This window comes from Achromobacter sp. B7 (assembly GCF_003600685.1).
In the GTDB taxonomy this organism is placed as follows: domain Bacteria; phylum Pseudomonadota; class Gammaproteobacteria; order Burkholderiales; family Burkholderiaceae_B; genus Achromobacter; species Achromobacter spanius_B.
The window spans coordinates 3530706-3544913 of record NZ_CP032084.1 but is presented as its reverse complement, the minus strand read 5'-3'; the positions used below and the strand labels follow the sequence as shown (position 1 = coordinate 3544913).

Annotated in this window: 10 protein-coding genes; 6 read left to right on the top strand and 4 right to left on the bottom strand. The window is 65.1% G+C overall.

All coding sequences use genetic code 11. From position 1 onward, the window contains the following. Positions 1 to 193 precede the first annotated feature (193 nt). Entirely contained in the window at positions 194 to 2473 is a 2280-nt protein-coding gene (locus DVB37_RS15840; protein WP_240433891.1) for a TonB-dependent receptor domain-containing protein, read from the top strand. On the opposite strand, the gene DVB37_RS15835 is transcribed toward DVB37_RS15840, so the two are convergent. Both DVB37_RS15835 and DVB37_RS15830 read right to left on the bottom strand, forming a co-directional pair. Next, positions 2463 to 3905, bottom strand: coding sequence for a HAMP domain-containing sensor histidine kinase (locus DVB37_RS15835; RefSeq protein WP_120156151.1), 1443 nt, complete (start codon positions 3903 to 3905; stop codon positions 2463 to 2465). The genes DVB37_RS15840 and DVB37_RS15835 overlap by 11 nt on opposite strands. Continuing rightward, positions 3905 to 4618: a response regulator transcription factor gene (locus DVB37_RS15830; RefSeq protein WP_104145039.1), complete on the bottom strand. Its 714-nt coding sequence runs from the start codon at positions 4616 to 4618 to the stop codon at positions 3905 to 3907. Before DVB37_RS15830 ends, DVB37_RS15835 begins: the two co-directional genes overlap by 1 nt. Before the next feature lie 211 nt (positions 4619 to 4829). On the opposite strand from DVB37_RS15830, the gene DVB37_RS15825 reads away from it, so the two are divergent. The 5 genes from DVB37_RS15825 to DVB37_RS15805 all read left to right on the top strand — a co-directional run bounded on the left by DVB37_RS15825 (position 4830) and on the right by DVB37_RS15805 (position 10629). Then, positions 4830 to 6851 (top strand): ligand-gated channel protein, encoded by a 2022-nt coding sequence (locus DVB37_RS15825; RefSeq protein WP_120156150.1) that lies wholly within the window; start codon positions 4830 to 4832, stop codon positions 6849 to 6851. Positions 6852 to 6914: 63 nt separating this feature from the next. Next, positions 6915 to 7865, top strand: a complete 951-nt coding sequence (locus tag DVB37_RS15820; protein WP_120156149.1) for a siderophore ABC transporter substrate-binding protein — start codon at positions 6915 to 6917, stop codon at positions 7863 to 7865. Positions 7866 to 7896: 31 nt separating this feature from the next. After that, positions 7897 to 8889: an ABC transporter permease gene (locus tag DVB37_RS15815; RefSeq protein WP_046805768.1), complete on the top strand. Its 993-nt coding sequence runs from the start codon at positions 7897 to 7899 to the stop codon at positions 8887 to 8889. 25 nt (positions 8890 to 8914) lie between these two features. Next, the gene (locus DVB37_RS15810) at positions 8915 to 9874 is read left to right on the top strand and encodes an iron chelate uptake ABC transporter family permease subunit (protein ID WP_205571626.1); all 960 of its coding nucleotides are present in this window, start codon (positions 8915 to 8917) and stop codon (positions 9872 to 9874) included. Next, positions 9871 to 10629 carry an ABC transporter ATP-binding protein gene (locus tag DVB37_RS15805; RefSeq protein ID WP_120156148.1) on the top strand — a complete coding sequence of 253 codons (759 nt, stop codon included), beginning with the start codon at positions 9871 to 9873 and terminating at the stop codon, positions 10627 to 10629. Before DVB37_RS15810 ends, DVB37_RS15805 begins: the two co-directional genes overlap by 4 nt. A 27-nt stretch (positions 10630 to 10656) precedes the next feature. On the opposite strand, the gene DVB37_RS15800 is transcribed toward DVB37_RS15805, so the two are convergent. Together DVB37_RS15800 and DVB37_RS15795 are read right to left on the bottom strand one after the other, a co-directional pair. After that, positions 10657 to 11874: an MFS transporter gene (locus tag DVB37_RS15800; RefSeq protein ID WP_046805766.1), complete on the bottom strand. Its 1218-nt coding sequence runs from the start codon at positions 11872 to 11874 to the stop codon at positions 10657 to 10659. Between the two features lie 88 nt (positions 11875 to 11962). Further along, positions 11963 to 14089 (bottom strand): 5'-nucleotidase C-terminal domain-containing protein, encoded by a 2127-nt coding sequence (locus tag DVB37_RS15795; protein WP_120156147.1) that lies wholly within the window; start codon positions 14087 to 14089, stop codon positions 11963 to 11965. Positions 14090 to 14208 lie beyond the last annotated feature (119 nt).

Here is a 14208-nt window from a genome sequence, read left to right as displayed (position 1 = left end):
TGCCGCCGGAAGGCGGCATTTTGTCGTCTGGATACATCAGAGATCCGAGAAATTTCTTAAAACTTTCTAAAAACTGAATTAAAGCTGACAAAAAGTTGAATCGCATATTGGGAATGCCTATCATTGCCGTTCATTGAAATTCCCAATCAGCGCACTGCGCGCCGCCCGCCTCGGGTGGTTGTCCCGATTCCCCATGTCGACTCAGAAAAGCACTAAAGACCTCGACCTCGTCGCGTCCCGTCCTTCCCCTCGCGTTCCTCGTCTTGCCCGCCGTCCTCGCTTCCGTCTGTTGCCGCTGGCGCTGGCCATTACCGCGTCATGCGCGGCGCATGCGCAACACACGGCCGGCGCCATGGAAGACACCATGGGCGTGGCGCAACTGGACACCGTGGTGGTAACGGCCGCCGGCTTCGAACAGGAAATCAAGAACGCGCCTGCGTCCATTTCGGTCATCACGCGTGAGCAGCTGGAGACGCGCCCGTTTCACAACCTGGCCGATGCGGTTGCCGACGTCGAAGGCGTGACGGTCGAGCGGGGCGGCAAGGCGGGTGGCATGAACATCAGCATCCGTGGCCTGCCCAGCGACTACACGCTGGTGCTGGTCGACGGCAAGCGCCTGAACCAGAACAGCTCGGGCGCGCGGCCCAACGGCTTTGGCGACGTCGACACCAACTTCATCCCCCCGATGGCCGCCATTGAACGCATCGAAGTCGTGCGCGGCCCCATGTCCACGCTGTACGGCTCGGATGCCATGGGCGGCGTCATCAACATCATCACGCGCAAGGTCAGCCAGGACTGGACCGGCCAGATCACGCTGGACGGCACCGCGCAAGGCGACAACACCTACGGCAACAACTATGGCGCGGCCTTCTACCTTAGCGGCCCCATCAAGACCGACAAGCTGGGTCTGACGCTGCGCGGCGGCCACTACCGCCGGCTTGGCGCCAACGGCAGCTACCCGGTCAACCAGGCCGAATACAACAGCGGCAACTACACCGGCGACATCGCCAGCTTTTCCGGCCTGGGCGACAGCACCCAACAGAACGTGGGCCTGCGCCTGGCGCTCACGCCCAACCGCAACCACGACGTGCTGTTCGACGTGGACAGCAACTGGCAAACCTATGACAACGGCAACGGCGAACTGGGCACGCTGAACACCAGCATCGCGCCCAATCGCCAGGGCGGCGGCTACGACCCGGAAATGGAGTTCAACCGCCAGCGCTATGCGTTGACGCACCTGGGCCGCTACGGCGGGTCGGTCAGTTCCGATAGCAGCTTGGTCTATGACACGACCGAGACCATCGGCCGCACCAACCCGATGAACGCGCCGCGCCGCCCGACCGACGGCGACAAGCGCGATCTGGAATACGACAACTGGGTGTTCGACACCAAGTGGACGATGCCGCTGTTCAATGAACGCCACAACCTGACGGTGGGCGGCCAGTGGCGCGAACAGCACTTCAAGGACACGCTGGTGTCCGCGCCGCTGGACCAGCGCCAGTATCAATGGGCATTGTTCGCCGAAGACGAATGGCGCATCGTGGACGACCTGGCCCTGACGGCGGGTGCGCGTTACGACCGCAACGAGCAATTCGGCGGCAAGTGGAGCCCGCGCGGCTACCTGGTCTGGAACGCAACGCCGATGTGGACGGTGAAGGGCGGGGTCAGCAAGGGCTACAAGACGCCCGACATCAATCTGATGACCGACGGCATCATCGGCCTGGGCGCCCAAGGCACCATGCCGCTGTTGGGCAATTCGCAGCTGAAGCCGGAAAGTAGCACCGCGTCCGAATTGGGCCTGCTGTTTGACGATGGGGAAGGCCTGTCGGGCAACCTGACGGCATTCCACACCAAGTTCAAGGACAAGATCGACAGCCAGAACGTGCCCAACTGCCTGGCGGCAGGTGGCCCGGCCGCAGGCTGCCTGGACCTGGGCGTATGGGAACGCAACGGCATCCCGGTGGCCAATTTCTCGCAACGCGTGAACGTCGATACCGCAACCATCCAGGGTTTCGAGCTGGGTGGACGCGTGCCGCTGGGCGGCGGCGTGTCGTTCAACGGCAACTACACCCTGACCGCCAGCGAAGTGACTTCGGGCGTCAAGCAGGGCCAACCGCTGGGTTCGCAACCGCGCCACGCGCTGAACCTTGGCTTGAACTGGCGCATCAACGACCAGTTCAACGTGTGGGCGCGCGGCGAATACCGCGCCAAGCAGTTCAACGACATGGATTGGGAAAAAGAGCAGGTGTTCTACAACCCGTACTGGCTGGCCAGCACGGGCGGTTCATACGTGGTCAACAAGAACGTGACCTTGTCGGCGTCAGTGTTCAACCTGTTCGACAAGAACTTCGTGAACTACGGCCCGACCAAGGTAGGCGCCACGACGCCAGCTGCTAACGCCAACTGGACCAATTCCTACCGGCAGGTGCTGGAAGGGCGCCGCTTGTGGGTGTCGGCCAACATCACGTTCTGATCGGGGCCGGGGAGCCAGGCGGCGGAGCGGGCAGCGGAACAGGCAACGGATGTGGCACTTCAATGCGCACCGCCAGCCCGTGCGGCGACACGTTCCGTGCCGCTATCCGCCCCTTGTGCGCGGCCACGGCGGCCTGGGCAATCGACAGGCCCAGGCCCGCTCCGGAGCCCGGTGTCTTGGCGCCCGAGGCCGCGCGAAAGAAGGGTTCGAACAATGATTCCAGATCATTCGGCGACACGCCGGGCCCTCGGTCTTCAATTTCCACGCAGGCGTAATTCGCGTTCTGTATCAGCCGCACGCGGATGGCGCTGTGCGCCGGCGCGAAACGCAGCGCGTTGCGCATGACGTTTTCAATGGCGCTGGACAGGCTGTCGCGCTCGCCTGTGATCAGCACCGGCGGGGGCGGTTCCCAGGCGATGCGCACTTGCAACGTGGTCGCTTCAAAGCGGGCGTCTTCGACCACGGCGTTGACGATGTCGCCAAGGTCCAGCGTGTCGTTCGGTTCGGGCAGCGCGCCCAGCCGCGCCAGCCGCAGCGTGCTGCCGACCAGCGCATCCAGCCGTTCGCATTCACGTTCGATACGGTCCAGCTGCACATCCTGGCGTTCATCCTTGCGCCGCGCCAGCTCGCTGGCCAAACGCAGCCGCGCCAGCGGCGAACGCAATTCATGCGCGATGTTGTGCAGCAGTTGTTCACGCGTGTCGACCACCGCTTTCAGGCGGTCGGCCATGGCGTTGAAGTCGCGCGCCAACAGGCCAAGTTCGTCCTTGCGGCCGGCCAGCTTGGCCGGCGTGTGCGCGCCCAGATGGCCCGCTGCCAGCGCCTGCGTGGTGTGACGCAGCTGCGTCAAGGGCGCCGTCACATGGCGGGTCAGCGCCCAGCAGAACGGCGCCGTCACCGCCAGCGCGAACAGCAGCAAGGCCAGCGCCACGGGCGACAGTCCCAAGACTTCCCAGTGCGACGAGTCGAACGGCAGGAACAGCATCAGCAGCTCGGCGCCATCCGGTAGCACCAGCAGCTGCGGCTGCCACCAAGATACGCGTTGAACAGAGGGGTCCGGCTGCGCCGGGTCCGCTGGCACGGGCCGGTCGGGCGCCGCGCGGTAAGCGCTTAGCCAATCGTGCATGCGGGCCGGCAGCGTGCGGCCCAGGATCTCGCGGTCGTCCGTATCCAGGATGAAGATCTTCAGCGCGGAATAGCGCTGGTCCATCGCTTGCACCCAGCGTTCCAGGCCGTCCTTGCCGTGGATGCGAGCCACCTGGGCGGCGTCATGCGTCAGGCTGCCCGGGTTCAGGCCGTCCAGCGAATTGATGCGATACCAGGCCACGGCCGCCGTGAACAGCATGCCGCACACCAGGATGATGGCCATGGCGGACCAGAAGGTCAGGAACGCGCGCCAGAACAGCGAGCGCGTCGGCAATAACCAGCGCATCAGGCCGCGCCCGCCAGCACGTAACCCAGGCCGCGCAGATTGCGGATCGACAGCGTGCCGTTGGCCTGATCCAGCCGCAGCTTCTTGCGCAGCGCGCTGATGTGCGTGTCGATACTGCGGTCATAGCGGTCGGGCCGCCGGCCCAGCGCATACATGCCGATCTGTTCGCGCGCCACGACCTGGCCCGGCGCGCGCATCAGCAGTTCCAGGATGCGCTGTTCGGCGCCGGTCAGCAGCACCTCCTCGGCGTCCAGGCAGGCGCGCCCGGAGGCCGGGTCCAGCGACAGCGCGCCCAGCGTCAGGCTGGGCTTGGTGGTTTCAGGCACCTCTTCAAAGCGCCGCAGCACGGCGGTGATGCGGGCCTTGAGTTCGCGCGGGCTGAAGGGCTTGGCCAGGTAATCGTCGGCGCCGAATTCCAGCCCCAGCACGCGGTCGGTTTCGCCGCCGTGCGCCGTGAACATGATGACGGGGCGGCGCGAGCGTTGCCGGTATTGCTTGAGCAGGTCCAGGCCACTGCCGTCCGGCAGCATCAGGTCCAACAGGATCAGGTCGTAGTCGTCCTGCGCCAGCAGGGCCAGCCCGTGCGTGCCCGTATGCGCCAGGGTCAGCACGCAATGGTTGGGTTCAAGGTATTCACGCAGCATCTGTGCCAGTTCGACGTCGTCGTCGATAAGCAGGATGCGGCGCGCGACCGCTGATTGGGAGAAGAGCATCCGTAGTGTGTTCCGCACCCGGCAGTGTGGCCGATGGCCGCCCGCCGAAGTGTCAAGAAGTCTGAAGAAGATAAAAGTTGCGGAAAGGTGTTTGCCCGGTTCCGAAAGCCTCAATTCTAATATGAGAATAGTTTTCATTAAGAAATAAGAGGCAGCGCCGAGGCCGCACGCGGGGTGCGGCAGGGCGCTGGTACGGGAGAAAACAAGCATCATGAGCAGCAACGATCTGGCCTTGGGCGGCCGTGTTTTGACATCGCGCACGCAGCTGGCGGCGGCGTTGTGCGCGGCCGGCCTAGGCATGGCGCCGGCGGCGTCGTGGGCGCAGGCCGCAAGCGAGGCCAAGACGCTGGACACCGTGGTGGTCACGGCCAGCGGCTTCGAACAGCAGATCCAGGACGCGCCGGCTTCCATCAGCGTCATCACCCGCGAAGACCTGGACAAGAAGTTCTACCGCGACGTGAATGACGCGCTGATCGACGTGCCGGGCGTCATCGTTACCGGCGGTGGCGACCGCCAGGACATCAGCCTGCGCGGCATGGGCCCGCAGTACACGCTGATCCTGATCGACGGCAAGCGCCAAAGCTCGCGCGAGACCCGCACCAATTCCGACTCCGCCGGGGTCGAAGGCGGCTGGACGCCGCCGCTTGCCGCCATCGAACGCATTGAAGTCGTGCGCGGCCCGATGTCGTCGCTGTACGGCTCGGACGCCATGGGCGGCGTCATCAACATCATCACCCGCAAGGTGCCCAAGGAATGGCACGGTGAAATCCGCATGGATACCACCATCCAGGAAAGCAGCAAGTCGGGCGATATCTACCAGGGCAACTTCTACCTGGCCGGCCCCATCAAGAATGACCTGCTGGGCCTGCAAATCTACGGCCAGGCCTCGCAGCGCGACGAAGACAATATCGTTGACGGATTTCGCAAGCGCAATTCCGACAGCGTCACGGCCAAGCTGGCGCTGACCCCCAACCGCGACCACGACATCGTGCTGGAAGCCACCACGATGCGTCAGAAAATCCAGGAAACGCTGGGCAAGACGGTCGCGCCGCTGGCGCCGGGCGAGGCGTGCGCGCGCACCGGTTGCCCCGCGTCGGCGCAGAACGACTACCGCAGCAACAAGTGGGCGCTGTCGCATACCGGGCGCTGGGGCTGGGCGGTGTCGGACAGCTATGTGCAGGAAGAAGAATTCGACAACCGCTCGCGCCAGATGAAGGTCAAGAACCTGAACCTGCAAACCAGCTGGACCCTGCCGCTGGGCTCGCACATGCTGACGCTGGGCGGCACCTACCTGAGCCAGCGCCTGAACGACCAGACCGGCAACCAGCTGTCCGGCGGCCCCAACAAGATCGACCGCTACCAGTGGGCATTGTTCGCTGAAGACGAATGGCGCCTGACCGAGCAGTTTGCCGTCACTGCCGGCCTGCGCATGGACGAAGACGAAAACTTCGGCACGCACTTCAGCCCGCGTCTGTACGGCGTGTGGCATTTCGCCGACCGCTGGACCCTGAAGGGCGGCGTGTCCACCGGTTTTCGCGCGCCGGACCTGCGCCAGACGGTGGCGGGCTGGGGGCAGGTCAGCCGGGGCGGCAACATGTACGGCAACCCGGACCTGACGCCCGAGAAGTCCGTCACGGAAGAAATTGGCCTGCTGTATGACGACGGCGAAGGCTTTAACGCGGGCGTCACGCTGTTCAACAACGACTTCAAGGACAAGATCACGCGCGTGGCGTGCCCCTTGTCCCAGTGCACCGAAGGCCCTAACCAGTTCGGCTCCAACCCCACCACCTACATGAACGTGGACAAGGCCGTGTCGCGCGGCGTGGAAGCCAGCATGAAGTTGCCGCTGGCGCGCGACTGGTCGGTGACCAGCAGCTACACGTTTACCAAGTCGGAACAGAAGTCGGGCCAGTACAAGGGCGAACCGCTGAACCAATTGCCCAAGCACCTGTTCACCACCACGGTGGACTGGCAGGCGTCCGACGCGCTGCAAGCGTGGGCGCGCGTGAACTATCGCGGCAAGGAAAGCCAGCCGATCACGGGCGCATCGTCGTCGTCGGTGGTGGCGCCGTCCTACACCTTCGTGGACATGGGCGCGTCGTACGCGGTGAACAAGACCGTGTCGGTGTATGCCGGCATCTACAACCTGTTCGACAAGCAGGTCACGTATGACGATTACGAATACGTCGAAGACGGCCGCCGTTACTGGCTGGGCGTCGGCGTGAAATTCTGATCGGGATGAATGAACTGGGGGGGGGGGCGATTCCTGCTTCCCCGCGAAGCCTAAGAGGTACGTATGACGATGCAGCAAAACACCGGCCATGGCCGACGCCGACTGATCCAGGCAGGCGCCGCGCTGGCCCTGTCGGCCGCCTTTGGCGTGTGCATGGCGCAAGCCACCGTGCCGGTCAAACACGCACGCGGGCAGACGAGCGTGCCGGCCAATCCCACCAAAACCATCGTGATGGACATGGCGGTGCTGGACACCCTGGACGCGCTGGACGTGGAAGTGGCCGGCGTGCCCACGGCCGCCAAGCTGCCGCCGCAGCTGGCGCAATATGCCGAGCCGCGCTACCTGAAAGTGGGTTCGCTGTTCGAGCCCAACTACGAAGTGATCCACGCCGCGCAGCCGCAGGTGATTATCGTCGCCGGCCGGTCGGCGCCGAAGTACGACGAACTGTCCAAGCTGGCGCCCACCATCGACCTGACCGTCGACCCGCGCGACCTGGTCGGCAGCGTCACCCGCAACACCGAAACGCTGGCCGCCATCTACGGCAAACAGGCGCAAGCGCGCCAGAAGCTGGACGCCTTGCGTGCATCGATTTCCGCGCTGCAAGGCCAGGCCGCCACGGCCGGCACGGCGCTGGTCATCCTGACCACGGGTGGCAAGATGAGCGCCTACGGCCCGGGTTCGCGCTTTGGCGTTATCCATGATGCGTTCGGCCTCAAGCCCGCGGCCAAGGGGCTGAACGTGTCCAACCACGGCCAGGCCATCTCGTTTGAATTCATTGCCGAGACGAACCCCGACTGGCTCTTCGTGATTGACCGCGATGCCGCGATCGGCCGCGAAGGCGTGTCGGCCCAGCGCATGCTGGACAACGACCTGGTGCGCGCCACGGCCGCGTGGAAGAACAAGCGCGTGGTCTATCTGAACGGCTTTAACTGGTACCTGCTGGGCAGCGCCGGGCTGACGGCCATGCAGCAGAACGTGGACGACATCGCGGCCGCGCTGGCGCCGCGAAAGTAAGCGGCATGACTGGGGCAAGGGAAGGCCGCCGATGACCTGGCGGCGCACGATAAGCGGGTGGGGCGGGCTGACGCTGGCGGTGATGGTGCTGTTGGCGCTGTGCGCGGCCAGTGTCAGCCTGGGCGCGGGCACCTTGTCCGTCTCGGCGCTGTGGGGCAGCGGCGAAGAGGCCGAGCGCGCCTGGCGCCTGTTGATGGTCAGCCGCGTGCCTCGCACGCTGGCCTTGCTGCTGGCCGGCATGGCGCTGGCGGTGGCGGGGTTGATCATGCAGATGCTGGTGCGCAACCGCTTTGTGGAACCCACCACGGCCGGCACCGTCGAATCGGCCACGCTGGGCATTCTTGTTATTACCTTGCTGGCGCCCGATACGCCGGTAATCGGCAAGATGATGACGGCCACGGCTTTTGCGCTGGCCGGCACTTTGCTGTTTTTGGCCTTGCTGCGCCGCGTGCCGCTACGCACGCCGTTCATCGTGCCGCTGATCGGCCTAATCCTGGGCGGGGTCATCCACGCGGCCACTACCTTCATTGCCTTTCGTTTTGACCTGCTGCAATCGCTGCACGCCTGGACCACCGGTGATTTCTCGGGCGTGCTGCGCGGCCGCTATGAATTGCTGTGGATCGGCTTCGCACTGGCCTGCGCCGCCTATGTAGCGGCGGATCGCTATACGGTCGCGGGCATGGGCCGCGAGTTCGCGTCCAACCTGGGCTTGAACCACGCGCGCCTGACGTTCGTGGGCCTGCTTATCGTGTCGGCCATTTCAGCCGTGGTGGTGGTCACGGCGGGCGGCATACCCTTCCTGGGCCTGATCGTGCCCAACGCCGTCAGCCTGGTGCTGGGCGACAACATGCGCCGCTCCATCCCGTGGGTAGCCTTGCTGGGCGGCGTCTTCGTGCTGGCCTGCGACATCATCGGGCGGCTGGTGATCCACCCCTACGAAATCCCGATCGGCACCGTGGTGGGCGTGGTCGGCAGCATTCTGTTCCTGTGCCTGCTGCGTTTGAAAAGGACTCGTCTTGGCTGATCCGGCTATCTTGCCCGCCGTGCAGATGCGCGCACGCTCGCCGCAGCGCGCGCGGCTGCTATGGCTGTCCGCCGTGGCGCTGGCCTGCGTGGCGGCGTATATGAGCCTGGGCGCCAATGGCCAGTGGTCGTTCGTGATCCCGTTTCGTGGCGGCAAGCTGGTGGCGATGGTGCTGGTGGCGTATGCCGTGGCCGTGTCGTCCGTGCTGTTCCAGACCATCACGCACAACCGCATCCTGACGCCCGCCATCATGGGCTTCGATGCGCTGTACCTGCTGATCCAGGCGATGGTGGTGTTCGGCTTCGGCCAGGCCGCCACGGCGGCCCAGCATCCCGTGGCGGCCTTCATGCTGGAGGTGTGCGCGATGACGGCGTTTGCCTGTCTGCTGTTCCGATGGCTGTTTTCGGATGCGTTGCGCAGCCTGCACCTGATGATGCTGGTGGGCATTGTTTTCGGCCTGCTGTTTCGCAGCCTGTCCAATTTTGTCGTGCGCTTGATCGACCCCAACGAATTCCTGGTGCTGCAAGACCGCATGTTCGCCAGCTTCAATGCCGTGCGCGTGTCGCTGTTGCCCATTGCCCTGGCGGCGGTATGCGCGGCCACGCTGGTGATCTGGCGGCTGCGCCAACGCTACGACGTGTTGGCGCTGGGGCGGGACATTGCCGTGAGCCTGGGCGTGGACTATCGCCGCAGCCTGCTGCTGACGCTGGGCGCTATCGCGGTGCTGGTGTCGGTGTCCACCGCGCTGGTCGGCCCCGTCACCTTCTTCGGCCTGCTGGTCAGCAACCTGGCATACCAGGCGATGGGGTCCGACAAGCACCGCTACACCGTGCCGGCCGCCACCTTGCTGGGCGTCATCTTCCTGGTTGGCGGGCAAACACTGCTGGAACGCGTGCTGGGCTTGAACACCACCGTCAGCGTGGTGATCGAATTTGTGGGCGGCGTGATGTTCCTCGCCCTGATCCTGCGCAAGGGGCGCCGATGATAGAAATAGACAAGGTCAGCAAGCACTACGGCGACAGCGTGGTGGTGGATGACGTCACGCTGCGACTGCCCGCCAACGGCGTCACCGCCATCATCGGGCCCAACGGCGCGGGCAAGTCCACGCTGCTGTCCATGGTGAGCCGGCTGCTGCCCGCATCCACCGGGCGCATCCATGTGGACGGCCTGGACGTGATGCGCGCGGACAGCCGCGAGCTGGCGCGTCGCCTGTCCATCCTGCGGCAAGACAACCACCTGCCGCTGCGCCTGACCGTCCGCGACCTGGTCGCGTTCGGCCGCTATCCGCATACGGGCGGGCGGCTGACCGTGGACGACAAGACCCACATCGACCGCGCCCTGGCGTATCTGAACCTGGAACCCCTGGCCGGGCGCTATCTGGATGAGATGTCTGGCGGCCAGCGCCAGCGCGCTTTCGTTGCGATGGTGCTGTGCCAGGACACGCGCTACGTGCTGTTGGACGAACCGCTGAACAGCCTGGACATGAAGCACGCGGTGGCCATGATGGGCACCTTGCGCCGCGCCGCCGATGAGCTGGGCAAGACGGTGGTGCTGGTGCTGCACGACATCAATTTCGCGTCCAGCTACGCGGACCGCATCGTGGCCATGCGGCAGGGGCGCGTGGCGTATCAAGGCACCCCGGCCGAACTGATCCGGCCCGAGGTGCTGAGCCCGCTGTATGAATTGCCGATCGACGTGCACGAGATCGGCGGCAAGCGCATCTGCGTGTATTACCGCTAAGGAAGGTCGTGCGGCGCGCCACAACCCCTACGCTGATTCGGCGCTGGCGGTAAGCCCGGCCTGCCGCCTGGCGCGATGGCGGCGTTCCAGCATCACCGCCCACAGCCACAAGGGCATGCTGCCGATGGCCAGCAAACTGCCCACCCAACCCGTCGACGTCCAGCCGTAGCCCGCCGCGATGGCCAGGCCGCCCAGGAAAGGCCCTAGCGCATTGGCGGTATTGAAGGCGGAATGGTTCAGCGCGGCGGCCAGGCCCTGGGCATCGCCCGCCACGTCCATCAGGCGCGTCTGCAACACGGTGCCCAGCGCGCCGCCCACGCCCACCAGGAACACGTTCAGCGTGATCAGCCAGACGTTGTGCGCCATCAACGGAAATAGCGCCAGCACCACGGCCGACCACACCAGCAGCAGCCCGGCGGTGCGCATCACGGCGCGGTCGGCAAACACCGGCACCACCATGTTGCCCACCGTCAGCCCCACGCCGAACGCGCTGAGCACAAAGGGCACGGTGGTGGGCGCTACCTGCGTCACGGCGGTCAGCGTGTCGGCCAGGTAGGTGTAGATGGAGAACAGGCCACCAAAGCCCACCGCGCCGATCGCCAGCGTGATCCAGACCTGACCTCGGCCCAGTGCGCTCAGCTCGCGCAGCGGGCTGGCCTTGTGGTCGGCGGGCGTATCCGGCGCGTAGATGGCCACGCTGATCATCGTTAGCACCGCCAGCAGCGACACCAGCCCGAAGCTCCAGCGCCACCCGATCACCTGACCCAGCCAGTTGGCCAGCGGTACGCCGACGATGGTGGCCACCGTCAGCCCCAGGAACACGCGCCCGACGGCCATGGTGCGGCGATTGGCCGGCACCAGCGAACTGGCCACCAGCGACGCAATGCCAAAGTACGCACCATGCGGCAGCCCGCTAAGAAAGCGGAAAAACAGCATCCAGTGATAATCCGGCGCAATCGCGCTCAGGCCGTTGCCAACGGCAAACAAGCCCATCAACGCAATCAGCAGGCGGCGGCGCGGCATTCTGGCGCCCAGCACGGCCAGGATCGGCGCGCCAACCACCACGCCCAGCGCATAGGCGCTGATGACGTGGCCGGCGGTGGGGGCGTCGATTCCTAGGGATTGGGAAAAATAGGGCAGCAGGCTCATCGTGGCGAACTCGGTGGTTCCGATGGCGAAGCTGCCCACAGCAAGGGCAAGCAGCACCAGCGCGGGGCGGTGCTGCAAGGAAGCAGGGTGAGACATGGGGATGGCTAGGGGTGATTCAAGGAATGTTGCAACGCAACAGCCGTATTGTAAGCACCCCTGGCTGTCATCCACATGTCTACGCGGCCTACTGGGTCAGATCCACCGCATAGCGCGACAACTGCGTCGTAGCGTCCGGGGTGGCGTCATACACGCTGACATTGGTCACGCCGTGCGCCGCCGCCATCGGCAAGGTGCCGGGCACCGACCAGAACACCACGGGGCCGGCCAGCCCGCTTAGCGGCTTGAAGCGCCAGCTGCGGTCCAGGCCGTAGGTGGCCAGGTCCAGCGTCGGGTTCTTCTTGATAAAGCTGATCAGCACGTCGCGGCTGGCGTCCGGGGCTTGCAGCACGATGTCGCCCTTGCCGCCCGCCAGGCCAGGAAAGTCACCGCCACCGCTGGCGCGGTAGTTGTTGGTGACCACCAGGAACTGCGCGGCCAGATCCAGCGGCGCACCTTGGTAGGTCAGGTTCGAGATACGCGTACCCTTGGGCCGGCTGACATCGATTTCGTACTTCAGCGCATTGCCCGGGGCATAGAGCACATCGAAATTGAACGTGGGGAAGGTCGTGTCGACCAGGTCTTGCGGTGCGACCTGGGCGGGGTCGATCTGCTTGAACTGTTCGGCCGTCTTCTCCAGCCACTGGCGGACCGTATCGCCCGTGACGCGCACCACCTGCAAGGTATTCGGGTACAGGTACAGGTCGGCCGCGTTGTTGATGGCCACGTTGCCTTGTTTGACGAACGTGAAGTCGCCCGGCCCGTTGCGCCCGCCCTTGAACGGCGCGGCGGCCGACAGGATGGGCAGGGCGCCGTAAGCCGGATTGTTCTTGGCGATATAGTCCTTCAGGTAATCGATCTGCGCCATGTTCACGATTTGCAGCGCCGACACGTCGCCCGTCAGCGCGTAGTAGGTTGCCATGTCGAACTGGCTTTGGCCGATTGGCGTCTTCACGTAGTCGATGGTGGCGGCATGCTCGCCTTGCACCAACTGCTGCACGGCGGTGTCCGGCGCCACGTAGGTGGCCGGCGTCGAGCCGCTTTGCGCGGTCAGGCGCGTGGAAATGCGCTGCACCGTGGTCGCGTCCTGCTGCACGCGCCAGCCCTTGTCGTACGACAGCTTCAACGTGATCTGGCCCAGGTTGTTGCCCCACTGGCCCGCCTGCACGGCCGGCACGCCGTTGACCAGGCCACGCACCGGGTCCACGCCCGGCTGCCCGACGAACGGGGACGTGGCGCTGGTGTCCGGAAACAGCAAGTGCTGGTGGCCCGTGATCAGCGCGTCGATGCCCGGCACCTGGCTCAGGTACCCGGCGCCGTTCTCCATTGCCGGGTCGTACGCTGTCTTCATGTCGATGCCGCCGTGCGCCAGCGCCACGATGATGTCCGCGCCCGCCGCCTTCATCTCGGGCACGTAGCGCTGCGCGGTTTCCTTCCAGCCCGTGACCTGCACGTGGCCTTCCAGATTGGCCTTGTCCCATTGCAAGATCGGCGGCGGGGCAAACCCGATCACGCCCACCTTGAACGGCACATCTATCGTCTTGCCACCCGCGTCCGTCGCCTTGAAAGTCTTGTCCAGCAACACCCAGGGCTTGAAGATGGGTTGCTTGCTGGCGGCCGACACCACGTTGGCCGACACGAAGGGGAAGGCCGGCGCGGCGCAGTTCTTGGCGCCGGTGGGATTGGTCTTGTCCGTGCCTTTGCCAATGCCGGCCAAGCCGAAGTCCACATTCGTGATCTGCGACAGATAAGGCAGGCCGTAGTTGAATTCGTGATTGCCCATCGTGCCCGCGTCGTAGGCCAGCAGGTTCATCTGCTTGTAGATGGCGATCATGTCCGAGCACTGCACCGGCGCTACCAGCGCCTGGTAGTCGGACAGCGCGGTGCCCTGGATGGTGTCGCCGTTGTCGAACAGCAGCGTGTTGGCGTGCTGCTTGCGTGCGTTGGCGATCAGCGTCGCGCTGCGGTCCACGCCATAGCTCTTGTCTTCGGCCAGCTTGTAGTAGTCGTAGCCCAGCACATTGGCGTGCAGGTCGGTGGTGGCCAGGATCGCCACGTCCAGCGCGGCGCCTTGCGGCACGCTGGCGACGGGCGGGGTGACTACGCCGGTGTCATCATCATCATCGTCGTCGCCGCCGCAGGCGGTCAGGCCCGCCAAGAGCGCAACGCTGGCCGATACCGCGAATAGTTTTCGTACGTGGGGCTTCACCGTCATTCCTCCGTGTCATGAAGGAATCCGAGTGTGAGGATGGTGTGTGACCTGGGCGTGACACGGATGATGCCGGGTATGCAAGCCGGGGTATGCAAGCCGGGGTATGCAAGCGGGGTGTGCCC

Coding starts and splice junctions, on each gene's coding strand:
- DVB37_RS15840 (WP_240433891.1), top strand. CDS start 194: ATGTCGACTCAGAAAAGCACTAAAGACCTCGACCTCGTCGCGTCCCGT.
- DVB37_RS15835 (WP_120156151.1), bottom strand. CDS start 3,905: ATGCGCTGGTTATTGCCGACGCGCTCGCTGTTCTGGCGCGCGTTCCTG.
- DVB37_RS15830 (WP_104145039.1), bottom strand. CDS start 4,618: ATGCTCTTCTCCCAATCAGCGGTCGCGCGCCGCATCCTGCTTATCGAC.
- DVB37_RS15825 (WP_120156150.1), top strand. CDS start 4,830: ATGAGCAGCAACGATCTGGCCTTGGGCGGCCGTGTTTTGACATCGCGC.
- DVB37_RS15820 (WP_120156149.1), top strand. CDS start 6,915: ATGACGATGCAGCAAAACACCGGCCATGGCCGACGCCGACTGATCCAG.
- DVB37_RS15815 (WP_046805768.1), top strand. CDS start 7,897: ATGACCTGGCGGCGCACGATAAGCGGGTGGGGCGGGCTGACGCTGGCG.
- DVB37_RS15810 (WP_205571626.1), top strand. CDS start 8,915: ATGCGCGCACGCTCGCCGCAGCGCGCGCGGCTGCTATGGCTGTCCGCC.
- DVB37_RS15805 (WP_120156148.1), top strand. CDS start 9,871: ATGATAGAAATAGACAAGGTCAGCAAGCACTACGGCGACAGCGTGGTG.
- DVB37_RS15800 (WP_046805766.1), bottom strand. CDS start 11,874: ATGTCTCACCCTGCTTCCTTGCAGCACCGCCCCGCGCTGGTGCTGCTT.
- DVB37_RS15795 (WP_120156147.1), bottom strand. CDS start 14,089: ATGACGGTGAAGCCCCACGTACGAAAACTATTCGCGGTATCGGCCAGC.